Raw genomic sequence first — 22,672 nt, 5'->3', positions numbered from 1 at the left:
TTCGCCTTACTTGATCTGGCTTTCCTTGTAGTAGCCGCTGTCGATCAGGATCGGCTTCCAGTTCGACACATCCACGCTGACCGGCTTGAGCAGGTAGGACGGCACCACCTTGACCCCGTTGTTGTAGGTCTTGGTGTCGTTGATCTCGACCTTCTTGCCGCTGAGCATCGCATCGATCATGCCGCCGGTGACCTTGGCCAGCTCGCGGGTGTCCTTGAACACGGTCGAGTACTGCTCGCCGCGCAGCATGGACTTGACCGAGGCGACTTCCGCGTCCTGGCCCGAGACGAACGGGTACGGCTGCTTCGGCGTGCCGTAGCCGACGCCCTTCAGCGAGGACAGGATGCCGATGCTCAGGCCGTCGTACGGCGACAGCACGGCGTCCACGCGGGCGTTGCCGTAGTAGGCGCTGAGCAGGTTGTCCATGCGGGCCTGGGCGACGGCACCGTCCCAGCGCAGCGTGCCGACCTTGTCCATGCCCATCTGCTTGGAGCGCACCACCAGCTTGCCGCTGTCGATGTAGGGCTTGAGCACCGACATCGCGCCGTCGTAGAAGAAGAAGGCGTTGTTGTCGTCCGGCGAGCCGCCGAACAGCTCGATGTTGAACGGACCCTTGCCACCGGCCAGGTTCAGCGCCTTGACCAGCGAACCGGCCTGCAGCACGCCGACCTGGAAGTTGTCGAAGGTGGCGTAGTAGTCGACGTTCTTGCTGCCCTTGATCAGGCGGTCGTAGGCGATGACCTTGACGCCCTTGTCGGCCGCTTTCTGCAGCGCGTTCGACAGCGTGGTGCCGTCGATGGCGGCGATCACCAGCACCTTGACGCCCTTGGTGACCATGTTCTCGATCTGGGCGAGCTGGTTCGGGATGTCGTCGTCGGCGTACTGCAGGTCGGCCTTGTAGCCCTTGTCCTTCAGCACCTTGACCATGCTGTCGCCATCCGAGATCCAGCGTGCAGAGGACTTGGTCGGCATCGACACGCCGACGCTGCCCTTGTCCTGGGCGTAGGCCGTGCCAGTCAGTGCGAAGGCTGCGACCAGTCCGGTGGCGAGCGTCGTCTTGAGCATCAGTTTGCGGTTCATCGTTGTCTCCTGTGGGGAATCGAACTGGAGCCATCCGGGCTCGGCGGGTTGAAATCGGTCAGCGTCAGAACGTCAGAGCCTGAACCTCAGCGGCCCCAGCGCAGCACCAGCGGATCGAGCCGGCGCGCCGTCTCGATCAGACCGGCGCGGGTGTCGGGATGCATCGCGGGCAGCGGGTGGCGCGGCGCCTCGCAGGCGATCACGCCGCCCTCCTGCATCAGCGCCTTGCAGGCCAGCAGGCCGCACTGGCGGTTCTCGAAATTGATGAGCGGCAGCCACTGCGTGTAGAGCGCCACCGCCTCTTCGCGGCGACCTGCGCGGTAGGCATCGACGATCAGGCGGATGCCGTCCGGATAGGCGCCGCCCGTCATCGCGCCGGTGGCGCCGGCGTCCAGATCCGGCAGCAGCGTGATCGCCTCCTCGCCGTCCCAGGGGCCTTCCACGGCGTCGCCACCCAGGCGGATCAGCTCGCGCAGCTTGGACGCCGCCCCGGCCGTCTCGATCTTGAAATACGACACCTGCGCGATCTCCTGCGCCATGCGGGCCAGGAACTCGGCCGACATCGGCGTGCCGCTGATCGGCGCGTCCTGGACCATGATGGGGATGTCGATCGCGTGCGAGACCGTGCGGTAGAAGGCGTGGATCTGCGCCTCCGACACCCGCAGCGTCGCGCCGTGGTACGGCGGCATGACCATCACCATCGCGGCGCCCTGGTCCTGCGCGCGGCGGCTGCGCTCGGCGCAGATGCGGGAGCTGAAGTGCGTCGTCGTCACGATCACCGGCACGCGGCCGGCGACGTGCGCCAGGATCGCGCTGGTCAGCGTCTCGCGCTCGGCGTCCGAGAGCACGAACTGCTCGGAGAAGTTCGCCAGGATGCACAGGCCGTTCGAGCCGGCGTCGATCATGAAATCGACGCAGCGCAGCTGGCTCGGCAGGTCCAGCTCGCCGGACGCGGTGAAGGTGGTCGGCACGACCGGGAAGACGCCGACATGGCGGGGATTGCGGGCGGAAAACGTCATCGGTGCAGTCTCCATGCGCGGACAGCGCGCACTCAATGCGAGTGGCGCGGCACCTCGGCCCCGCGGCACCCGACCAGGAAATCGAAATCGCAGCCTTCGTCGGCCTGCAGCACATGCTCGACGTAGAGCTTGCGGTAGCCGCTGCCATCGGCCGGAATGGCCTGGCGCGTCTCGGCCCAGACGGCCAGACGCGCCTGCAGCTCCTCGTCCGACACCTCCAGGTGCAGCCGGCCACCGGCGCAGTCCAGCGCGATCCAGTCGCCGCTCTGCACCACCGCCAGCGGCCCGCCGGCACGCGCTTCCGGCGCGACGTGCAGCACCACGGTGCCGTAGGCCGTGCCGCTCATGCGGGCATCCGACAGCCGGACCATGTCGGTCACGCCCTGCGCCAGCAGCTTGGGCGGCAGGCCCATGTTGCCGACCTCGGCCATGCCGGGGTAGCCCTGGGGACCGCAGTTCTTCAGCACCAGCACCGAGTCGGCATCGACCTCCAGCGCCGGATCGGCGATGCGCGCCTTGTAGTCTTCGAGGTTCTCGAACACGACCGCCCTGCCCCGGTGCTGCAGCAGGTGCGCGGACGCCGCCGACGGCTTGAGCACCGCGCCGCGCGGCGCCAGGTTGCCGCGCAGGATACAGATGCCGCCGTCCGCCACCAGCGGCTTGTCCAGCGGGCGGATCACCTCGTCGTTCCAGAGCGGCGCGTCCTGCACGTTCTGCCACAGCGTGCGGCCGTTGGCGGTGAGCGCGTCCGGGTGTGGCAGCAGGCCCGCTTCGCCCAGCCGGCGCAGCACGGCCGGCAGACCACCCGCGTCGTGGAACTCTTCCATCAGGAAGCGTCCGGAGGGCTGCAGATCGACGATGGTGGGCGTGCCGCGGCCGACGCGGGTCCAGTCCTCCAGCGCCAGCTCGACGCCGATGCGCCCGGCGATCGCCTTCAGGTGGATCACCGCGTTGGTCGAACCACCGATGGCCGCATTGACGCGGATCGCGTTCTCGAAGGCCTCGCGCGTCAGCAGTTTCGACAGCGTGAGGCCCTGCAGCGCCATCTCGACGATGCGCATCCCGGACAGGTGCGCCAGCACCGAGCGCCGCGCATCCACCGCCGGAATCGCCGCGTTGTGCGGCAGCGTGACGCCCAGCGCCTCGGCCATGCACGCCATCGTGGAGGCCGTGCCCATCGTGTTGCAGGTGCCCGCCGAGCGCGACATGCCCGCCTCGGCCGACATGAATTCGTGGATCGAGATCGTGCCCGCCTTGACCTGCTCGGAGAGCTGCCACACGGCGGTGCCCGAGCCGATGTTGCGGCCCTGGTGCTTGCCGTTGAGCATCGGCCCGCCCGACACGGCGATCGCCGGCACGTCGCAGCTCGCCGCGCCCATCAGCAGCGCCGGTGTCGTCTTGTCGCAGCCGACCATCAGCACCACCGCGTCGATCGGGTTGCCGCGAATGGCCTCCTCGACGTCCATGCTCGCCAGATTGCGCGTGAACATCGCCGTGGGGCGCAGATTGGACTCGCCGTTGCTGAACACCGGGAACTCGACCGGGTAGCCCCCCGCCTCGAACACCCCGCGCCGCACGCGCTCGGCCAGCTCGCGGAAGTGGGCATTGCAGGGCGTCAGCTCGGACCAGGTGTTGCAGATGCCGATGATGGGCTTGCCCTGGAATTCGTGGTCCGGGATGCCCTGGTTCTTCATCCAGCTGCGGTACATGAAGCCGTTCTTGTCCACGGTGCCGAACCATTCGGCGGAGCGGAGCTTGCGGGGAGACGACGTCATGGCAATCGAGACTCAGGAGTGACAGTGCCCGAATTAAAGTATGACTTTATTTCAATGGCTCCCGGTAAAAACCCTCAATGCAGGGTTCACGAGCAAATTTAGTATGACTACATGTCTTCAACGCCACCTCTTCCCATGACCCGCTACGCCACCTATCCCAGCCTGACCGACCGTTCGGTGCTCATCACCGGCGGCGCCACCGGCATCGGCGCCACGCTCGTGCGCGAGTTCGCCGCGCAGGGCGCGCGGGTCGGCTTCATCGATCTGGATGCCGCCTCCGGCGCAGCGCTGGCCGCCGAGCTGGCACCCGCCTCCCGCCACGCGCCCGTCTTCGTCCACGCCGACCTGACCGACATCGACGCGCTGCAGGCGGCCATCGCCACGGTCGCCGCCGCGTGCGGGCCGGTCCTGGCGCTGCTGAACAACGCCGCCAACGACGTGCGCCACAGCATCGAATCGACCACCTCGGCCTCCTGGGACCAGGGCGTGGCGGTCAACCTGAAGCACCAGTTCTTTGCCGCGCAGGCCGTGGCGCCGGGGATGCAGGCGGCGGGTGGCGGCTCGATCGTCAACTTCGGTTCGATCAGCTGGATGCTCAAGCAGGGCGGCATGCCGGCCTACACCGCGTCGAAGGCGGCGGTGCAGGGCCTCACCCGCGGGCTGGCGCGGGATCTGGGGCGCTTCAACATCCGCGTCAACACGCTCGTGCCGGGCTGGGTGATGACGGACAAGCAGCTGCGCCTGTGGGTGGACGACGCGGCGCGCGCCGACATCGCGCGCCTGCAGTGCATCGACCAGCCGCTGATGCCGGCGGACATCGCCCGCATGGCGCTGTTCCTGGCGGCGGACGACAGCGCGCTGTGCACGGCGCATGACTTTCAGGTCGATGCGGGGATCGTGTGATGGCGCCGGACCAACCCCAGGCGGAACTGCTGGTCGATGCACAGGCCCGCCTCGGCGAAGGCCCGCTGTGGTGCCCGGTCGAGCAGGCGCTGTACTGGACCGACATCCAGTCCGCGACCCTCAGCCGCTGGCGTGCGGCGGACGGTGCGGTGCGCGTGTGGCAGTTGCCGGAGCGGCTCGGCAGCTTCGCGTTCTGTGATGCGCCGGGGCGGCTGCTCCTGGCGCTGGAATCGGGCGTGGCGCTGTTCGATCTGGCGCGCGGCGCGCTGCTGACGCCGATCGTGCCGGTCGAGCCCGAGCACGTCACCACCCGGCTCAACGACGGCCGCTGCGATCCGCAGGGGCGTTTCGTGGTCGGCATCTACAACCAGACGGCGGACGAGGCGCCGATCGGCCATTTCTACCGCATCGCCTGCACGGCCGGGGCGCTGCACGTGGAGCGCCTGCCGCTGCCGAAGATCGGCGTCGCCAACAGCCTCGCCTTCAGCCCGGACGGCACGCGGATGTACTTCACCGACTCGCCGACACGGCAGATCTGGTGCGTCGACTACCACGCCGACGGGCGGCTGGGCGCGCCGCGGCCGTTCGTGCAGCTCGGGGCGCACGAAGGGTTTCCGGATGGCGCGACGGTCGATGCCGAGGGCGGGCTGTGGAGTGCACAGTGGCGCGGACACTGCGTCGTGCGCTACGACACGGACGGGCGCGAGACGGACCGGCTGGCCTTGCCGGCGAGCCAGATCACCTGCCCGGTGTTCGGCGGGGCGGGGATGGACGAGCTGTTCGTGACCTCGGCACGGGCGGGGGTCACGGCGGAGGAACTGCACGGAGAGCCGGCAGCGGGCGGGGTGTTCAGGCTGCGGCCGGGGCGGCGGGGGCTGGCACCGCACCGGTTCCGGAGCTAGTGTCGCGTCAGCCGCCGGACAGCGCCGGCACCAATGCCCGCGCGTGGTGCGCCACATGGTCATCGACGACGCTGGCGATGAAGTAGTAACCGTGGTCGTAGCCCGCATGGCGCCGCAGCGTCAGCGGCTGGCCGACCGCGGCACAGGCCGCCTCGAAGGCCTCCGGATGCAGCTGTTCCGCCAAGAACTTGTCCGCCAGCCCCTGGTCGATCAGGAGGCCGCCCGGGTACGGCGCGCCCTCCTGCCGCGCCATCAGCACGCTCGCGTCGTGGTCGCCCCAGACGGATTCGTCCTGCCCGAAGTAGCCGGTGAAGGCCTTGTGGCCCCACGGACATTGCGACGGCGCGCAGATCGGCGCGAACGCCGACACGCTGGCGAACCGACCGGGATGCCGCAGCGCCAGCGTCAGCGCGCCGTGCCCGCCCATCGAGTGCCCGGAGATGCCCAGCCGCCCGCCATCCAGCCCGAACTGCGCCGCCACCGCCGGGATCAGCTCGCGCAGCAGGTAGCTCTCCATGCGCCAGTGGCCCGCCCACGGTGCGTGCGTCGCGTCCAGATAGAAGCCGGCGCCGACGCCGAAGTCCCAGTGGTGGTCCTCGCAGACGATGCCAGCACCACGCGGGCTGGTGTCGGGCATCAGCAGCGCCAGCCCGTGCGCGGCAGCAGCGCGCTGTGCCCCCGCCTTCATCGTGAAGGTTTCCTCCGTGCAGGTCAGCCCGGCCAGGAAGGTCAGCAACGGCACCGGCTCGCCCGCCAGCGCCTGCCGCGGCAGGAACACCGCGAAGCGCATCGGCAGGCCGATCTCGCCGGAGAAGTGCTTGTAAAACCGCTGCACGCCGCCAAAACAGCCGTGCTCGCTGAGGAGCTCCAGTCGGTCGAACATGCTCAGAACTCCACCACCGAGCGGATCGACTCGCCGCTCTTCATCAGCTCGAAGCCTCGGTTGATGTCGTCGAGCTTCAGCTTGTGGGTGATCAGGTCGTCGATGTTGAGCTTGCCGTCCATGTACCAGTCGACGATCTTCGGCACGTCCGTGCGGCCCCGCGCGCCACCGAAGGCCGAGCCCTCCCACTTGCGCCCGGTGACGAGCTGGAACGGCCGCGTCGAGATCTCGGCGCCCGCTTCCGCGACACCGATGATGATGCTGCGGCCCCAGCCCTTGTGCGTGCATTCGAGCGCCTGGCGCATCACCTTGGTGTTGCCGATGCACTCGAAGCTGTAGTCGGCGCCGCCATCGGTGAGCTGCACGATCGCGTCCACCAGATTGCCGCCCGCGGCTTCGATGTCCTTCGGGTTCAGGAAGTGCGTCATGCCGAACTTGCGCGCCATCGCCTCGCGCGCCGGGTTCAGGTCGACGCCGATGATCTTGTCCGCGCCGACCATCTTCGCGCCCTGGATCACGTTCAGCCCGATCCCGCCCAGCCCGAAGACGACAACGTTCGCCCCCGCCTCGACCTTGGCCGTGAAGAGCACGGCGCCGACGCCGGTCGTGACACCGCAGCCGATGTAGCAGACCTTGTCGAACGGCGCGTCCGGGCGGATCTTGGCCAGCGCGATCTCGGGCACGACGATGTAGTTGCTGAAGGTGGACGTGCCCATGTAGTGGAGGATGGGCTTGCCGTCGAGCGAGAAGCGGCTGGTGGCGTCCGGCATCAAGCCCTTGCCCTGGGTGCCGCGGATGAGCTGGCACAGGTTGGTCTTGCGGCTCAGGCAGAACTTGCACTGGCGGCACTCGGGCGTGTAGAGCGGGATGACGTGGTCGTCCTTGCGCAGCGAGGTGACGCCAGGGCCGACGTCGACCACTACGCCCGCGCCTTCGTGGCCGAGGATGGCCGGGAACAGGCCTTCCGGGTCGGCGCCCGACAGCGTGTAGTAGTCGGTGTGGCAGATCCCGGTGGCCTTGATCTCGACGAGCACCTCACCGAACTTCGGCCCTTCGAGGTCCACGGTTTCGATGGTCAGGGGCTGGCCTGCTTGCCAGGCGACGGCGGCGCGTGTCTTCATTGCGGTGAACTCCAGAAACGGTGGAACGGCAGAACGGCGAAAACGCCCATCGCCTTCATGGTAAGGCCATCGACCCTGCATCGCCCTCCGGGAATCTCAGCCCCCGGAACACCTCGGATGCAGTTGACATTGCGCTGTCTCAAGCCCCAAGCGCGGGGGACACGGTGCGTTGCACCGGTTGGACGGCAGCTCGGGACAATGGCCCGATGCGCCACGACCCGCCGTCTCTGCCGTCGCCCGCTGCCCTTTCCGACGCCCCGGAGGTGGTCCGGAGGGTGCTCGGCCGCCACCGGTCCCGCCCGGAACAACTGGGGCAGATCCTGCGCGAGGTGCAGGCCGAGACCCGTTGGCTGCCCCGCCCGGTGCTGGCCGCCATCGCGGGCGGGCTGGGCTGCACGCTGGCGCATGTCGAGGCGGTGGCCGGCTTCTACCGCTTCCTTCATCTGGAGCCGGTGGGGCGCTGGCACCTGCTGTGGAGCGACGCGGTCAGCGACCGCCACCTGGGCAGCCGCGACCTGGCGCACGAACTCTGCCGGCTGCTGTGGCTGGAGCCGGGGCAGGTCGGCACGGACGGGCGGGTGTCGGTGGACTTCGCCTCCTGCACCGGCTGGCCGGACCAGGGGCCGGCGCTGCTCGTCAACCACCACGCGGTCATCACGCGCATGGACGCGGCCCGGGTGGCTGCGCTGGCCGACCTGGTCTGCCGGGATGTGCCACTGGCGCAGTGGCCGCCCGAGTGGTTCCGGCTGGACGTGAACATCCGGCGACGCGGCGTGCTGCTTGACGAGACGGCGCCCCAGGAACCGGGCCGTGCGGTGCGGGCGGCGCTGGCGCGGGGCGCGGACGGTGTGCTGGACGAACTGACCACCGCCCGATTGCGCGGCCGTGGCGGTGCGGGGTTTTCGACCGCGACCAAGTGGCGCCTCGCCCGCGCAGCCACCACTCCAGCTGGTGGCACCAGCGTGGTCGTCTGCAACGCCGACGAAGGCGAGCCCGGCACGTTCAAGGACCGGGCGCTGCTGATGACACAAGCCGAGGCGCTGTTCGACGGCATGACCGCCGCGGCCGTGACGCTCGGCGCCAGGCTGGGCTTCCTCTACCTGCGGGGCGAGTACCGCGTGCTGCTCGACGACTTGGAGGCGCGGCTGGCGCAGCGTCGCGCGGCCGGGCTGCTCGGGGCGGGGCTGGTGGCGCTGGGCGGGCCTGACTTCGACATCGCGATCCACCTGGGCGCCGGGGCCTACGTCTGCGGCGAGGAATCGGCGCTGCTCGAATCGCTCGAAGGCCAGCGCGGCACGCCCCGCATCCGCCCGCCCTTCCCGGTCGAGTCCGGCTACCTGCGCCAACCGACCGTGGTCAACAACGTCGAGACCTTCGTCGCCATCGCGCGCATCGTGGTGCACGGCGGCGCGTGGTGGGCCAGCATCGGCACGGCCGAATCGAGCGGCACCAAGCTGCATTCGGTGGCCGGTGACTGCGCCCGGCCCGGTGTCTACGAGTTTCCGTTTGGCGTGACAGTGCGCGAGGTGCTGCAAGCCTGCGGCGCTGAGAACACCCAGGCAGTGCAGGTCGGCGGCCCGTCGGGCGTGTGCCTCGCGCCGCACGAGTTCGACCGCCGCCTCGGCTTCGAGGACGTGCCGACCGCGGGTGCGTTCACCATCTTCGACGACAGCCGCGACATGTTCGACGTGGCGCGTGGGTACTCGCAGTTCTTCGCGCACGAGAGCTGCGGCCTGTGTACGCCCTGCCGGGTCGGGACCGAGCTGGTGCGGCGGCGCATGGACAAGCTGGCGGCCGGGCGCGGCTCGGTGCCGGACACGGACGAGCTGGCGGAACTGGAGGCCTTGCTGCACGGCGCCACCCACTGCGGTCTGGGTGCCACCGCCACCAACCCGCTGCGCGACACGCTGCTGCGCTTCCGGCCCGCGTACGAACGGCGGGTGCAGGGCCATGCGTTCAGCCCGGCCTTCCACCTGGACGCCGAACTCGCCTCCGCCCGCAGGGCCGCCGGCCGCGCCGAAGCCGAGGCATCCACCCGCCTCGACCCCCTCGATCAGGAACCTCGACAGCCATGACGCCCACCCCGGTCCTGCTCGACGGCATCGCGCTGCCGTTCACCGAAGGCGAGACGCTGATGCAGGCCAGCGTGCGCGCCGGCCGGCCGATCCCGCACCTGTGCTGGCACGAAGGGCTCGCGCCGCATGCGTCGTGCCGGCTGTGCGTCGTGCGGGTCGACGGCCGCATGAGTGCCGCCTGCGCGACCCGGGCCGCCGCCGGGCAGGTCGTCGAGAGCGAGGTGCCGGACCTGCAGGCACGCCGCCGCGCGCTGCTGCAGATGCTGTTCGTCGAAGGCAACCACTTCTGCCCGTCGTGCGAAAAAAGCGGGTCGTGCCACCTGCAAGGCACCGCCTACGACGCCGGCATGCTCGGCCCGCACTGGGAGGAGTTCTACCCGTCGCGCGCGGTCGATGCGAGCCACCCCGACGTGCTGCTCGACCGCAACCGCTGCATCCTGTGCGGCCTGTGCGTGCGCGCCAGCCGCGAGGTCGATGGCAAGGGCGTGTTCGAGATCGGTGGCCACGGCATCGGCGCGCACCTGGTCGTCGATGCGCCCGACGGCCGGCTCGGCAGCAGCACGCTGCGCCTGAATGACCTGGCCGCACGCATCTGCCCGGCCGGCGCGCTGATGCCCAAGCGCATCGGCTTTGCCATCCCGATCGGGCAGCGGCCCCATGACGTGTCGCCCGAACCCTTCACTGCAAGGCCAGAACCTGCGTCCGTCGCCCCCCCTGGCGTGCCGCCGCCGCGCAAGCCCCGCATCGCCACCGTCTCGCTGGCGGGCTGCTTCGGCTGCCACATGTCGCTGCTGGACACCGACGAGCGGCTGCTGACGCTGGTCGACGTGGTCGAACTCGACCGCTCGCCGCTGACCGATCTCAAGCACGTCAGCAGCCTCGGCGACTGCGACATCGGCCTGATCGAGGGTGGGCTGTGCAACAACGAGAACGTCGAGGTGCTGCGCGAATTCCGTGCGCGCTGCAAGGTGCTGGTGGCCGTGGGCGCCTGCGCGGTGAATGGCGGTCTGCCGGCGCAGCGCAACGCGCTGGACGTACAGGACCTGCTGCAGTCCGTCTACCTCACCGACCCCGGGCTGTCACCGGGGGCACGGATTCCGGATGACCCCGAGCTGCCGCTGCTGCTGGCGAATGTCCATCCGCTGCACGAGGTGGTGCGCATCGACCACGTCCTGCCCGGCTGCCCGCCCACCGCGGACGCCATCTGGCAGTTGCTGACCGCGCTGCTCGATGGCCGCACACCGCAACTGACCCGCGCTGAACTGCGCTACGACTGACACGGGATGGCCCGAAAACCATGACCACGCGCCTGGAAACCGCCGCCCATCCCGAAGGCCTGCGCCGCGTCGTGATCGATCCGGTCAGCCGCGTCGAAGGCCACGGCAAGGTCACGCTGCTGCTCGACGACCACGACCGCGTGCAACAGGCCCGGCTGCACATCGTCGAGTTCCGCGGCTTCGAGCGCTTCATCGAGGGCCGGCCGTACTGGGAGGTGCCGGTGATGGTGCAGCGCCTGTGCGGCATCTGCCCGGTGTCACACCACCTGGCCGCGTGCAAGGCGATCGACGCGGCGCTGGGCCTGACCGCACCGCCGCTGGCCGAGCTGCTGCGCCGGCTGATGCACCACGCGCAGGTCATGCAGTCACACGCGCTGCACTTCTTCCACCTCTCGTCGCCCGACCTGCTGTTCGGCTTCGACGCCGAGCCGACGCGGCGCCACATCCTCGCCGTCGCCCAGGCGCACCCGGACATTGCGCGCCAAGGGGTGCTGCTGCGTCGATTTGGCCAGCAGGTGATCGAGCTGACGGCTGGCAAGCGCATCCACGGCACCGGCGCCATCCCCGGTGGCATGAACCGGCGGCCGGAGCACGCCGCATGCGCCGCGCTGCTGGCCGAGGTGCCGCAGATGCTGGCCTGGGCAGAAGGTGCAGTCGATCTGGTCCGGCGCCTGCACGAGAGCGACCCGGCGCTGTACGACCACTTTGGCGACGTGCCAGCAGCGATGCTGTCGCTGGTGGCGCCGGACGGCGCGCTCGACCTCTACGACGGCGCGCTGCGCTGGCGGGACGCACAAGGCGAGGTGATGCTCGACCAGGTGCCGGTCGGGCGCTACCTGGACGTGATCGCCGAGGAAGTGCGGCCGTGGACGTACATGAAGTTCCCGCACCTGCGCTCGCTCGGGACCGAGGCCGGCTGGTATCGGGTCGGGCCGCTGGCGCGGGTGCAGAACGCGGACCGGCTGACCACGCCGCGCGCTGAACTGCGGCGCCAGGCGTTCCTCGCGCGCTGGTCGGGCCAGGTCGTGCATGCGGTGCTGGCGACGCACTGGGCGCGGATGATCGAGATGCTGCACTCGCTCGAAGTCGTCGCCGACCTGCTGCAGCGGCTGACCGACGACGAAGCGCTGCGCACCGGCCCGATCGCCACCCCGCTGCCGCGCGTCGAGCCGGGCTCGCCCGACCGCGAAGGCGTCGGCATGATCGAGGCGCCGCGCGGCACGCTGATCCACCACTACCGCATCGGCGCCGACGACCTGATCACGCAGTGCAACCTGATCGTCTCGACCACGCACAACAACCAGGCGATGAACGAAGCGGTGCGCTCGGTCGCGGCCGAGTACTTCGACGGTCGCGCGCTGACCGAAGGCCTGCTGAACCGCATCGAGGTGGCGATCCGCGCCTACGACCCATGCCTGTCCTGCGCCACGCACGCGCTGGGGCAGATGCCGCTGGAGGTCGATCTGCAGGCGGCAGACGGCCAGCGGCGCGACCGGCTGCTGCGCCACGGCGACGGGCGCATCGAGCGGGTCGAGCAGGCGGTCAACCGGTGACGCTGCCCACGCTGGTCATCGGGATCGGCAACCTGAGCCGCGGGGACGATGCGCTCGGTCACTGCGTGCTGGACGCGCTGGAGGCCGAGGCGCTGCCGGACGCGACGTTCGAATGCCTGCCGGTGTTCCAGTTGCAGCCCGAACACGCGCTGGACCTCGTCGGGCGGCCGGGCGTGCTGATCGTCGATGCAGCCCGGGCGGACCATGCGCCCGGCGTTGAGTTGACGCGCCTGCGGCCGGGCCGGGACGCGAGCTGGACCAGCCACGCGCTCAGCCCGGCGGCGCTGCTGCAACTGTGTCTGGATCTGCACACCGGGACGCCGCAGGCGGTGCCGCCGGTGTGGCTGCTGAGCGTGGCCGGGGATCGGTTTGAACTGGGGGACGCCCTGAGCGCCGGGGCCGAGGCGCGGCTGGTCGAGGCGGTGGCGCAGGCGCGGCGGTGGTGCCGGGACGTGTCTGCCTAGACCTGGAACCGCAGCCGCGGCGATCTTGCAGCCGCGCGGGTCGCCCGGATCAGGGCCGCAGGTGGCCGCGCACTGGCCAGTCTGTTTTCCCCTGAGGTCCATCAAGCCAAGCAGGGAACGGCAAGCGAGAGTGCATCGTTCACCCCGCCCTGAACAACCGGTTGTACTCAAACCGCCGCACGATCCCCGCCCGCAGCCCCTGCGCCTGCGGATGCCGCGTGTTCACCAGCGCCGCCGACTCCTCCGGCACGATCACCGACGGCACCAGCAGCACCGCTGACCGCATCGAGGCGAGCCACTCCGCCCCGATCTTCACGCTGGCCCGCCCCGCCGGAATCGACGCCCACGTCACCGGCAGCGCGGCCACGTCCAGCGTCTCGCGCCGCGCCCACACGTCCTCCGGCACGTCGATCCGCACCAGATAGCGGTTCAGCGGCAAACCGTGGTCATCCAGGTGCGCCGCGGTTTCGAGCACGGCGATGGCGATCGTCGGCGCGGTGTAGAGCACCGGCTGCTGCTCGTCGTTCCACCGCCCTGGGTAGGCCGCCGCGCCACCACCGCTCAGGTCATCGGCGGCGTAGCGGCGCGTGTCCGCCGCGATGCGCCACAGGATCACTGGTACGCCCCACTCTCGATCGCCCCCAGCAGCCGCGACACCACCTCGATGCCCGTCGGCGTGTCGATCAGGTCACCCGGCTTGCGCCCGCCGAGTGCGGGTTGCGGGCATTCGAGCCACTGCCCGAGCCACTTCGCCGCGTCGAAATCGGCCGCCTCTGGCGCGGTCGAGTTGCTGACGATCGCCTGCGCGATGCTCAGCAGCCGGGCCACGCCGATCGCGGCCTGTCCGCCACTGCCGCTCAGGGATTCACCCGCGGCCGACTTCTTCTCCGCCGTCGCCTTGGGCACGCCGAGCATCGTGAACATGCGGGTCGCCGGGATCTGCATGCGCCGGGACAGGTCTTTCAGGAAGATCCCGGCCACGCCGTGGCGCTCGATCTCGACCAGCTCCAGCGGTGTGGCCTGGGCGATCTGCCGGACGAAGTCGTCGACGCCGTGGGTCGGGCGGTAGGCGAGCCGGTGGGCGGTGGCGGCGGGTGGGGGCGCGGCGGGGTGCAGTGCGGTCATGCGGTGAACTCCTGCATGGGATCGTCCATGACGAGACTGAAGGCAGTCTTGTTGTGGACTATACGCCGACCGACGGTGTTGGCTGCACTTGACCGCGGACAAGCCCGTTCACGGTCCACCCCCTCACCATCACCGGACGTTCAATCACCCCGCCAAACCGTGTCCGCCGCCACCGCCCCTGACTCCGCTGCTTCCCCCGCCCCCGACTGTGTCGACGTGCTGATCGCTGGCGCCGGCCCGACCGGCCTGTCCACCGCGCTGGCACTGGCGCCGCTGGGCTTGCGCGTGCGGCTGGTCGATCCGCAGGACGCCGCGACGCTGGCCGATCCGCCGCCAGACGGCCGAGAACTCGCGCTGACCCACCGGACCGAGGCGCTGCTGCGCGACTGGGGTGTCTGGGACCGCTTGCCGGCCGCGGCCCGCGCACCGCTGCACGCCGCCGCGGTCAGCACGGGCGGGCAAGCCGCGTCGCTGCACCTCGATGCGTCGCATGCACGTTCCACGCTGCCGTTCCCGTTCAAGCCGCCGTTCCCGCTGCCACCGCTGCCCCGCCTGCCGGTGCCGTCGATCCTGCGCGACCTGATCGGCCCGGGTGCGCCGGGGGTGGCGAGTGCCGAGCGGCTCGGCACACTGGTGTCGCAGAACGCGCTGCGCCGCGCGCTGTGGCAGCGCTGCACCGAGTTCCCCGAACGCATCACGGTCTCCGAGCGCACCCGCCTGGAGGACTTCAGCCGCGACGCCGACGGCGTGACCGTGACGCTCGCCGGTCCGGACGGCCCGCGGCAGGTGCGCGCCTCGCTGCTGGTGGCTGCCGACGGCCGGCTGTCCGGCGCCCGCCGCATGGCCGGGCTCGTCGCCGACCTGCACGACTTCGGCCGCAGCGCCATCGTCGGCCGCCTGCGCCACACCCGGCCGCACGACGCCGTCGCCCGCGAGGCGTTCCACCTCGGCCACACACTGGCGGTGCTGCCGCTGGCCGACGCGCCCGACGACGGCACCGGCCGGCCGCTGCACCAGTCGTCCTTCGTCGTCACCGCGCCAAGCGAACTGGCGCGGCAGTGGATGGCCCAGCCGATCGAGGACTACGCGCACACGGTGGCCGGCTGGCTCGGCGGGCAACTCGGCGACCTCACCCCCGCGCCGGGCGACGAATCGCGCCGACACCTCTACCCGCTGGTGGCGACCTGGGCGCCGCGGCTGGTCACCGACCGGGTCGCACTGGTCGGTGACGCCGCGGTCGGCATGCACCCGGTCACCGCACACGGCTTCAACCTTGGCCTCTACAGCGCCGAGACGCTGGCGCGCCACCTCAAGGCGCGTGCGCGGGGCGACGTGGTGCCGGACCCCGCCGACCCCGTCGCACTGGCCGCCTACGACCGCGAACACCGCGACACCGCCCGCTGGATCTTCCACGGCACCAACGCCATCGTGCGCCTGTTCACCGACGACCGGCCCGCGGCCCGGCTGGTGCGGCAGGCCACGCTGCACCTCGCCGAGCGGCTGCCGCCGGTCAAGGCGCTGATCGTGCGGCAGCTCGTGGACGCATGAGGGCCGAGATCAGCGCCCCCCGGACACGTCCACCACGGTCCCCGTGATGTACGGCGCCTCCGCCGACAGCAGCCACAGCACCGCCCGCGCGACCGCGTTGACGCGGATGCCTTCCCCCGCGACTTCGCGCGCCAGGCCGAGGGTGAAGCTGTCGATGGCGCCCTTGGACGCCGCGTAGTCGACGAACTCGCCCGGCGGGTGTTCATCCCCCCTCAGGCATTGCGCTGCGCCGCGCCCCGCAACAGCCGGGCGGCGGTGGACATCTTCCGGACCACCTGCGACGGCATGAGGAAGGGGTAGCTGTCCGCCACGCCGATGCTCCGGTTGATGGCGTTCAGGAACTGCGCCACGGGAAGCCACTGGGACAGCAGCAGATCGCTCCACGACTGAGCATCGAGCAGGTCGGCCGACGACTGGGAATTGGCGACCGGACTGGACAGCGACAGCCCCCAGGACTGCGCCGTCTCGACCGCGTCCTGCACCAGCAGCACGTGGGCGCAGGTCTCGGCCCAGTCCTCGTGGGGATGCGAACTGGCGTAGCTGCTGATGTAGTGCTGGGGCCAGTCCGCCGGCGGGCCGTCCGCATGGTGCCGGGCCAGGGCCTGACCGTAGTCGGCGCGTTCGTCACCGAACACCTCGCGAAAGAGGCTGGTCGCTGCACTGTCGGTCTCGATCCAGCGGTGTTGCAGGTAGTGGCTGGTTTCGTGGCGCACGTGGCCCAGCAGGGTGCGCCATGGCTCGCCGAAGTCGGACCGGACCGACTCGCGGTGCACGCTGTCGGCCTCGTCCAGGCTCAGGATGATGGTTCCGCGGTCGTGCCCCGTCATCACGGGCGGCTGGCCGGGCTGAGACGCCAGGAAGTGAAAGGCCAGCCCCTGGTCGTCGCCGGGATCCTGCTTGGGCTCGGGCTTCAGCCCGATCCGCAGCAGGCCATAGACCAGACGGCGCTTGGCCTGCTCGTATTCGGCCCACATCTGGCGGTGGCCCGCGACGCTCAGGTCCGGCCGGGTCGCGGTGAGCCGGCAGCTCTGGCAGAGCTGTTGCGGATCGTTGTCCGAGACCATCCAGTTGCAGGCCGAATACTCCAGGCGGGTGCGGCAGGGCTGCATCGGCGGCCCAGCATCCGCCAGAAGCGGCCACGGTGCGTCAGGCACACCTGGCGGATCGAAGGCCACCATCTGCATCCCCACGGGGTCGAAACCCAGGATGGCGCCGCAGTTCAGGCACTCGGTGTTCTCGAAGAAGAGGCTGTGCTGGCACTTCGGGCAGGTGTAAGGGCGCATGCATTCAGCCCTTGCGCGTGAGGCCGACCACGAAGGAGATGGCCGCAAAGACCAGGAACACCAGGAACAGGATCTTGGCGATGCCGGCCGCTCCGGCGGCAATGCCACCAAAGCCGAGCACGGCAGCGATCAGCGCGATGACCAGGAAAACGACGGTGTAGTGCAGCATGGTGGACTCCTGAGCAGGGGGAGCACGGCGGCTCCGGGGGGGATGGACGCGACGTGATGCGTGGTGCATGTCGCGATGGGTCCATCGTAGGAGCTGCCCAGCCCCGCCGGGGGCGGACCGCGCCGCGATGCCGTGTCGGATCGGCGGGCGCGTGCGCGTAGGTACCGTCCTACCCCTGCCCCTGCGCCACGCGGGGCAGGCAGGCCGTCAGCTCGGTGCCCTGCCCGGCGCGGGACGCAATCTCCAGCCGACCGTTCTCGGATTCCACGCGGAAACGCATGCCGCGCAGCCCATGACTCCCGATGCGGGTCTGCGACAGGTCGAAGCCGACGCCATCGTCTTCCACGCGCACGCACACGCGCTCCGGCTCGTTGTGCAATTCGACCTGCACGGTCCTGGCCTGGGCGTACTTGACGATGTTGGTCAGCGCTTCCTGCACCACCCGGTAGACCGTGAGATCGGCGCTGGACGACAGGCTGACCGGCTCGAACCGGGTCAGGATGTCCAGGCCGGAGCGTTCCTGGACTTCCCCGCAGAGGATCTCCAGCGCGGGGAGCAGGCCCAGCGTGCTGAGGGTGGAGGGCCGGAGGTCCTCGATGATGCGGCGCTTGAGGGCGATGCCGCTGTTGAGCGTTTCTGTCAGATGCGACAGGCAGGGCACCAGATCGGGCAGGGTCTGCTGCAGCTTGGGCCGGATGCGGGCCGCGTCGAGCTTGGCGGTGGTGAGCAGCGCACCCAGTTCGTCGTGCAACTCGCGCGCCAGGTGCGCGCGCTCGTCTTCACGTGCAGTCTGCAGGTGCCGGGCCAGCTCCGTGAGGTCGCCGGTGCGCCGCAGCACTTCCGCTTCGAGCCGGTCACGCTCCTCCACGATCTCGGCCTGCCGCTGGACACGCTGCCGCTCCAGCTCGCGCCCCTGCCGCACGAACAGCGTCAGCACCAGCAGACTGATGAGCGTCATGGTGGCCACCCCGATCCGGCTCATCCACAGCGTCTCGTAGACACTCTTCAACCCGGTGGCGATGCGGGCGTTCTCGTGCTGCACCAGTGCATCGACGGCGACACGGACCCGGTCCATGAGGTCACGACCGATGCCCGAGCGCACGATTTCAAGGGCAAGGTGCGATTTTCCGGACCCATGCAGGCGCAGCACCTCGTCCATTTCCCCGAACCGGGCCTCCACCAGCCGCACCAGTTCCAGGCGCCTGGATTCACCCTCGGCATCGTGGAGTTCGGCATACAGCCGTTTCATCTCCGCCAGTGTCCGCAGCGCCTCATCGTGCGCGCGTACATAGGGCGCCATGTACTCGGCCCCCCCGACGAGCAGGTAGCCCCGCTTGCCCGATTCAGCGTCCGAGATGCGCTGGAGCATCTGCAGGGCCTGGACCCGTACCTGTCCCTTGAGGACGAGCTGGTCGAGTTGTCCGGCCGATTCCCGGTAGGACAGCTCGCTGACGCAGAGCATCAGCACAGCCACCAGAACCGCGACGGAAATGGACAGCCATCTCTGAAACGGACGTTTGAGCATTTCAGAAATGGCAGTTTTCATCCCCTACACTATGCCGGATATCACGAAACAGCGAAGGACTGCACATGATCCGAGTGGGCATCGTCGACGACCACGCCATCGTACGCGCAGGGTTGAAGCAGTTTTTTTCGGAGCAGGTCGACCTGCGTGTGACCGGTGAAGCCTCCAACGGCAGCGAGGCCCTGGATCTGGTACGCAAGGACGAAGTCGACGTGCTGGTCATGGACCTGTCGATGCCCGACCAGAGCGGCGTCGACGCGCTGATCGCCATCAAGGCGCGGCGCCCGGACATGCCGGTGCTCATCCTCAGCGGCTTTCCCGAGTCGCATTACGCCACCACCCTGCTGCGCCAGGGCGCCAGCGGCTACCTCAACAAGGAATGCGATCCGGAGGAGATCGTCAAGGCGATCCGCACCGTCCGGCTGGGCCGGCGCTACATCACGCCCGCGGTGGCCGAACTGCTAGCCGACGGACTGGGCAAAGACCCGGACAAGCTGCTCCACGAGCAACTCTCCGAACGCGAACTCCAGGTCTTCCTGCATCTCGCCAAGGGCGAGACGGTCGGGCACATCGCCGATGGCATGTCGCTGAGCGTCAAGACCGTGAGCACCTACCGCAGCCGCATCATGGAGAAGATGAAGCTGGCCTCGAACAGCGACCTGACCTACTACGCGATGAAAAGCGGGCTGATCCAGTAAGGTCTTCAGGGGACACGGGTCAGCGGTCAGCGGACATCGGTGTCCTTGTAGCCGTCTTCCCAGGATTTGACCTGGCGCTCCGCTTCATCCTTGGCGAGGCCGTAGCGCTCCTGGAGCTTGCCGGCGAGTTGCTCGCGCTTGCCGGCGATCACGTCGAGGTCATCGTCGGTGAGCTGTCCCCACTGCTCGATCACCTTGCCCTTGAGCTGTTTCCAGTTGCCTTCGATGCGTTCCCAGTTCATGGTGCTTCCTTTCAGAGTTTGATCGACTGGACGGCGCTCACGTGCGCACGTCGATGGAGTTCTTCACGGACTTCACGCCGCGGGTGCTGCGGGCCAGTTTCTCGGCCACCATCTTCTCGTCGGACGACTTGGCGAAGCCCGACAGCATCACCTCCCCGTTGAGCGTCTCGACATTGATGGCCGTGGCATCGACGCTCTTGTCCTCGGCAAATTTCGCCTTGACCTTGGTGGTGAGGGTCGCGTCGTCGATGTATTCACCGACCGTCGACTGACCGCGGCTGACAGCGCATCCCGGCAGGACGACGGCGAGGGTAGCGACCGCCATGACAGCGGCGGCCAGGGTGTGGCGAACAATCATGTGGATCTCCGGTTGGGGGTTTGCGGTTAACGGCTCAGGATTCGAGGAGGTCGCTCAGCTCGTCGGCGTGCTCTTCCTCGTCGCTGAGGATCTCTTCGAGCAGACGGCGGGTGGTGGGGTCCTTGTCGCCGATGAGGTGGACCATCTGGCGGTAGCTCTCCACCGCGACGCGCTCGGCGATCAGGTTGGCCTTGATCATGGCCTTGAGGTCCAGCGATTCGTCGTAGTCCGCGTGGCTGCGGGCGAGCAGCTTGTCCGGATGAAAGTCCGGTTCGCCACCGAGCTGGACGATGCGCTCGGCCAGGCGGTCACCGTGCCCGGCCTCCGCATTGGCGTGCACCATGAATTCGTCGGCGACGGCCGGCGAGGCCAGACCCTTGGCCGTGAAGTGGTGTCGCTTGTAGCGCAGCACGCACACCAGCTCGGTCGCCAGGGCGTCGTTGAGCAGTCGGACGATCGCTTCCGTGTACGGACCCGAGCTGGGCGTCACCGCCCCGTCGCCGAGGTTCTGACGCGCCCGGTCGAGCGCCTTCTGGTCGAGTTCGAGTGGTTCGGTGTGTGCCATGGGGACTCCTTGAAGAAACCGTTGAGTGGATGAACCCAATGTAGAAGTCGCTCGGCGACCTGTGCGTCGGCCGATGCCAGCGTTGCCTGTAGGACGGGACCGTCCTGGCAGCACCAGCCCCTTCATGGCGTGACCGCAGCGCCACCGAGGAGCGCACCAAGGTCGGACGGGCCGGCGGCATGGTCCCGTTCCGGCCGTGCGCTGCCCTGGCTGCGGTGCCCGCGGTCCGGTGAGGACGGCGTCTGCGGGGCCGCTCCGGAGGTCTCGGCACGGGCGTCGGTGCGGACCATCAGGGACAGCCCGTCCGCCAGCGTGTGAAACACCGCCGCAACTTCACCCTTCAGGGACTGGGTAGCCACCGGGGGGTCGCCATCGCGCTCCCACAGGCCCGCCAGGATCTCCACCGCGGGCGCCGTCCGGTGAAGACGCCGCGCCAGCTGGCGCAAGGCGCGCTGCGGGGCCGGGTGGTAGGAGACGATGCAGACGCGCGGCAGCTCGACCGCCGCACCTTCCGGGGGCCATTCCGCCAGCAGGGCCTCGGCGGTCAGGGCCCGGGCCGGTGTGCCTGATCCGGACAGAGCATGGGCCAGCATGGCGGCCGACAGGCCATCGGCCGGGCCGCTCAGGCCCACGCAGCACACGGGGGGCGTGGGCCGGGCATGGTCTCCGGCGGTCGAAGCGCCCAACGGATGCACCTCCCGCAGGCTGTTCAGCACGGAGGCCATGCCCGCGTGGACACGGCGGCGCTGCTCCTCGCTCCACAGCGAGGCACGGGCGCCGGACACCTCCCCCAGGGCCGGAATGGCGCTGGAGCCGTAGAAGGTGGCCAGGCCCCGTTCCTCGGTTTCCTTGCGCGCGAGCACCTGTGCCTCGCCCGCGTGGCCACCGGCGAGCCGGCGGTACAGGCGCGTGCGGGCATCGAACACCGGGTCGCTGCCGAACAGCACATCCAGGAACCGGAACGGCGGCAGGTGCCGGCCCAGCACGACCAGGCAGACACTCAGCGGCGTTGCCAGGATCAGGCCGACCGGCCCCCACAACGCCGTCCAGAACGCGGCGGACAGCAGCATGGCGACGGTGGCCAGACCCGCGCTGCTGCCGTAGAGCCAGGGCTCGACCACGTTGTTGAGAATCATCTCCAGCGAAAAGATCAGGCCGGCGGTCCACGCCAGCAGCGTCCAGCCGGGATCGATCGCGGTGGCCAGCAGCAGCGGGAAGGCCGCCGCCAGCATCGGACCAAGGTAGGGCACGAAGCGCAGCATGGCCGCGAGCGTGCCCCACAGCAGGCTGCCGGGAATGCCCAGCAGCCACAGCCCGCCGCCCAGCGCCACACCGAAGCCCGCATTGACCAGCACCTGCATCGAGAGCAAGGCGCTCACGCGGCGCGCGGCCTCGTTGAGCGCGTCCGTCATCGGGCGCAGGTTGGGGCCGGCCATGCGCAGGATGCGGTCACACAGCTCGTGCCGCTCCAGCAGGATGAACACGAGCAGGACGGCCGCGATGCCGCCGGTCAGCAGGCGGTCCAGGACAGGACCGACCCAGGCGGTCACCTCGTTCAGCGGCGAGACATTGTTGATCACGCGCACCGGCGTGGCCTTGCGGGCGGCTTCGGCGGCGCCGCCCCGCTCCAGCGTCTGGCGGGTCGCTTCCAGCTCATGCTCCAGCGAGAGCACGAGCCGCGAGGCGGCGTCCAGCGAACCCGTGCGGCTCATGCCTTGCCGAAGTGCATGCATCTTCTGCTCGATGGTCTGCTGGTAGCGCGGCAGGTCGCTGCTCAGCTGCACCATCTGCAGCCCGACCAGCAGCCCGATCCCCACCAGCAGCGACAGCGTGCCGCTCGTGACCACCCCCACTGCCAGCCCGCGCCGCAGACCAAGTCGGCACAGGCGGCTGACCAGCGGATCCAGCACGAAGCCCAGCAAGGCCGCCAGCGCCAGCGGCACGAGGATGTCGCGGCCGAAGTACAGGCCCGCCACCACCAGGGCGATGACGATGAATTTCAGAGAGTGGCCGATGCTGCGGGGAAGGTGCACGGCGCGCGCGGGTCTTGGGGGGCGGATGGCGTGTGGCATGACGCCATTGCAGTGCAGCCCGGCGCCGACACGCG

Annotated in this window: 22 protein-coding genes and 1 pseudogene; 8 read left to right on the top strand and 15 right to left on the bottom strand. The window is 69.6% G+C overall.

Annotated features, from left to right (window positions below; translation table 11 throughout):
• Nucleotides 1-6 precede the first annotated feature (6 nt).
• The 3 genes from chvE to BDD16_RS18910 all read right to left on the bottom strand — a co-directional run bounded on the left by chvE (nt 7) and on the right by BDD16_RS18910 (nt 3,874).
• Nucleotides 7-1,080: a multiple monosaccharide ABC transporter substrate-binding protein gene (gene chvE, locus BDD16_RS18920; protein WP_179635370.1), complete on the bottom strand. Its 1,074-nt coding sequence runs from the start codon at nt 1,078-1,080 to the stop codon at nt 7-9.
• Nucleotides 1,081-1,166: 86 nt separating this feature from the next.
• Complete coding sequence (locus tag BDD16_RS18915; RefSeq protein ID WP_179635369.1) at nt 1,167-2,099, bottom strand: dihydrodipicolinate synthase family protein; 933 nt, start codon at nt 2,097-2,099, stop codon at nt 1,167-1,169.
• 32 nt (nt 2,100-2,131) lie between these two features.
• Nucleotides 2,132-3,874: an IlvD/Edd family dehydratase gene (locus BDD16_RS18910; RefSeq protein WP_179635368.1), complete on the bottom strand. Its 1,743-nt coding sequence runs from the start codon at nt 3,872-3,874 to the stop codon at nt 2,132-2,134.
• 135 nt (nt 3,875-4,009) lie between these two features.
• Between BDD16_RS18910 and BDD16_RS18905 the strand changes: the two genes are divergently transcribed.
• Complete coding sequence (locus BDD16_RS18905) at nt 4,010-4,777, top strand: SDR family NAD(P)-dependent oxidoreductase (protein ID WP_179635367.1); 768 nt, start codon at nt 4,010-4,012, stop codon at nt 4,775-4,777.
• Nucleotides 4,777-5,679, top strand: coding sequence for an SMP-30/gluconolactonase/LRE family protein (locus BDD16_RS18900; protein ID WP_179635366.1), 903 nt, complete (start codon nt 4,777-4,779; stop codon nt 5,677-5,679). The genes BDD16_RS18905 and BDD16_RS18900 overlap by 1 nt, the downstream gene beginning before the upstream one ends.
• A gap of 7 nt (nt 5,680-5,686) precedes the next feature.
• Here BDD16_RS18900 and fghA read toward each other — a convergent pair whose 3' ends face one another.
• Together fghA and BDD16_RS18890 are read right to left on the bottom strand one after the other, a co-directional pair.
• Nucleotides 5,687-6,562 carry an S-formylglutathione hydrolase gene (gene fghA / locus BDD16_RS18895; protein ID WP_246332610.1) on the bottom strand — a complete coding sequence of 292 codons (876 nt, stop codon included), beginning with the start codon at nt 6,560-6,562 and terminating at the stop codon, nt 5,687-5,689.
• Nucleotides 6,563-6,564: 2 nt separating this feature from the next.
• Nucleotides 6,565-7,683 (bottom strand): S-(hydroxymethyl)glutathione dehydrogenase/class III alcohol dehydrogenase, encoded by a 1,119-nt coding sequence (locus BDD16_RS18890; RefSeq protein WP_179635365.1) that lies wholly within the window; start codon nt 7,681-7,683, stop codon nt 6,565-6,567.
• 206 nt (nt 7,684-7,889) lie between these two features.
• Here BDD16_RS18890 and BDD16_RS18885 point away from each other — a divergent pair, with 206 nt between their 5' ends.
• The 4 genes from BDD16_RS18885 to BDD16_RS18865 are packed head-to-tail and all read left to right on the top strand — an operon-like array spanning nt 7,890 to nt 13,052.
• On the top strand, nt 7,890-9,758 hold the full coding sequence (locus BDD16_RS18885; RefSeq protein WP_179635364.1) for an NAD(P)H-dependent oxidoreductase subunit E: 1,869 nt from the start codon (nt 7,890-7,892) through the stop codon (nt 9,756-9,758).
• On the top strand, nt 9,755-11,035 hold the full coding sequence (locus BDD16_RS23115) for an NADH-quinone oxidoreductase subunit B family protein (RefSeq protein WP_246332609.1): 1,281 nt from the start codon (nt 9,755-9,757) through the stop codon (nt 11,033-11,035). Before BDD16_RS18885 ends, BDD16_RS23115 begins: the two co-directional genes overlap by 4 nt.
• A gap of 20 nt (nt 11,036-11,055) precedes the next feature.
• Entirely contained in the window at nt 11,056-12,588 is a 1,533-nt protein-coding gene (locus BDD16_RS18870; RefSeq protein WP_179635363.1) for a Ni/Fe hydrogenase subunit alpha, read from the top strand.
• Complete coding sequence (locus BDD16_RS18865; RefSeq protein ID WP_179635362.1) at nt 12,585-13,052, top strand: hydrogenase maturation protease; 468 nt, start codon at nt 12,585-12,587, stop codon at nt 13,050-13,052. Before BDD16_RS18870 ends, BDD16_RS18865 begins: the two co-directional genes overlap by 4 nt.
• A 139-nt stretch (nt 13,053-13,191) precedes the next feature.
• Here the strand turns inward: BDD16_RS18865 and BDD16_RS18860 are convergent, their stop codons facing one another.
• Nucleotides 13,192-13,668 carry an RES family NAD+ phosphorylase gene (locus BDD16_RS18860; RefSeq protein ID WP_179635361.1) on the bottom strand — a complete coding sequence of 159 codons (477 nt, stop codon included), beginning with the start codon at nt 13,666-13,668 and terminating at the stop codon, nt 13,192-13,194.
• A complete protein-coding gene (locus tag BDD16_RS18855; protein WP_179635360.1) occupies nt 13,665-14,177 on the bottom strand; it encodes an antitoxin Xre/MbcA/ParS toxin-binding domain-containing protein in 513 nt (170 codons plus the stop codon). Before BDD16_RS18855 ends, BDD16_RS18860 begins: the two co-directional genes overlap by 4 nt.
• A 159-nt stretch (nt 14,178-14,336) precedes the next feature.
• Between BDD16_RS18855 and BDD16_RS18850 the strand changes: the two genes are divergently transcribed.
• Entirely contained in the window at nt 14,337-15,725 is a 1,389-nt protein-coding gene (locus tag BDD16_RS18850; RefSeq protein WP_179635359.1) for an FAD-dependent monooxygenase, read from the top strand.
• Between the two features lie 9 nt (nt 15,726-15,734).
• Here BDD16_RS18850 and BDD16_RS23110 read toward each other — a convergent pair.
• The 4 genes and pseudogenes from BDD16_RS23110 to BDD16_RS18835 form a co-directional block, all read right to left on the bottom strand.
• A pseudogene (locus BDD16_RS23110) lies at nt 15,735-15,920 on the bottom strand (SDR family oxidoreductase); the annotation flags it as partial.
• A 17-nt stretch (nt 15,921-15,937) separates the two neighbouring features.
• Entirely contained in the window at nt 15,938-17,008 is a 1,071-nt protein-coding gene (locus BDD16_RS23105; protein WP_179635358.1) for a zinc-binding metallopeptidase family protein, read from the bottom strand.
• Nucleotides 17,009-17,012: 4 nt separating this feature from the next.
• A complete protein-coding gene (locus BDD16_RS18840; RefSeq protein ID WP_179635357.1) occupies nt 17,013-17,177 on the bottom strand; it encodes a DUF1328 domain-containing protein in 165 nt (54 codons plus the stop codon).
• Nucleotides 17,178-17,346: 169 nt separating this feature from the next.
• Nucleotides 17,347-18,651 carry a CHASE3 domain-containing protein gene (locus tag BDD16_RS18835; RefSeq protein ID WP_179635356.1) on the bottom strand — a complete coding sequence of 435 codons (1,305 nt, stop codon included), beginning with the start codon at nt 18,649-18,651 and terminating at the stop codon, nt 17,347-17,349.
• A gap of 116 nt (nt 18,652-18,767) precedes the next feature.
• Between BDD16_RS18835 and BDD16_RS18830 the strand changes: the two genes are divergently transcribed.
• Nucleotides 18,768-19,400 carry a response regulator gene (locus BDD16_RS18830; protein WP_179635355.1) on the top strand — a complete coding sequence of 211 codons (633 nt, stop codon included), beginning with the start codon at nt 18,768-18,770 and terminating at the stop codon, nt 19,398-19,400.
• 26 nt (nt 19,401-19,426) lie between these two features.
• Here the strand turns inward: BDD16_RS18830 and BDD16_RS18825 are convergent, their stop codons facing one another.
• The 4 genes from BDD16_RS18825 to BDD16_RS18810 form a co-directional block, all read right to left on the bottom strand.
• Nucleotides 19,427-19,642 carry a CsbD family protein gene (locus BDD16_RS18825; protein ID WP_179635354.1) on the bottom strand — a complete coding sequence of 72 codons (216 nt, stop codon included), beginning with the start codon at nt 19,640-19,642 and terminating at the stop codon, nt 19,427-19,429.
• A gap of 37 nt (nt 19,643-19,679) precedes the next feature.
• On the bottom strand, nt 19,680-20,000 hold the full coding sequence (locus tag BDD16_RS18820; protein ID WP_179635353.1) for a BON domain-containing protein: 321 nt from the start codon (nt 19,998-20,000) through the stop codon (nt 19,680-19,682).
• 34 nt (nt 20,001-20,034) lie between these two features.
• On the bottom strand, nt 20,035-20,565 hold the full coding sequence (locus BDD16_RS18815) for a ferritin-like domain-containing protein (RefSeq protein ID WP_179635352.1): 531 nt from the start codon (nt 20,563-20,565) through the stop codon (nt 20,035-20,037).
• A gap of 122 nt (nt 20,566-20,687) precedes the next feature.
• Nucleotides 20,688-22,598, bottom strand: coding sequence for an AI-2E family transporter (locus BDD16_RS18810; RefSeq protein ID WP_179635351.1), 1,911 nt, complete (start codon nt 22,596-22,598; stop codon nt 20,688-20,690).
• Nucleotides 22,599-22,672 lie beyond the last annotated feature (74 nt).

This window comes from Sphaerotilus montanus (genome assembly GCF_013410775.1).
Classification (GTDB): Bacteria; Pseudomonadota; Gammaproteobacteria; order Burkholderiales; family Burkholderiaceae_C; genus Sphaerotilus; species Sphaerotilus montanus.
This window is presented reverse-complemented; position numbering and strand designations above follow the sequence as displayed.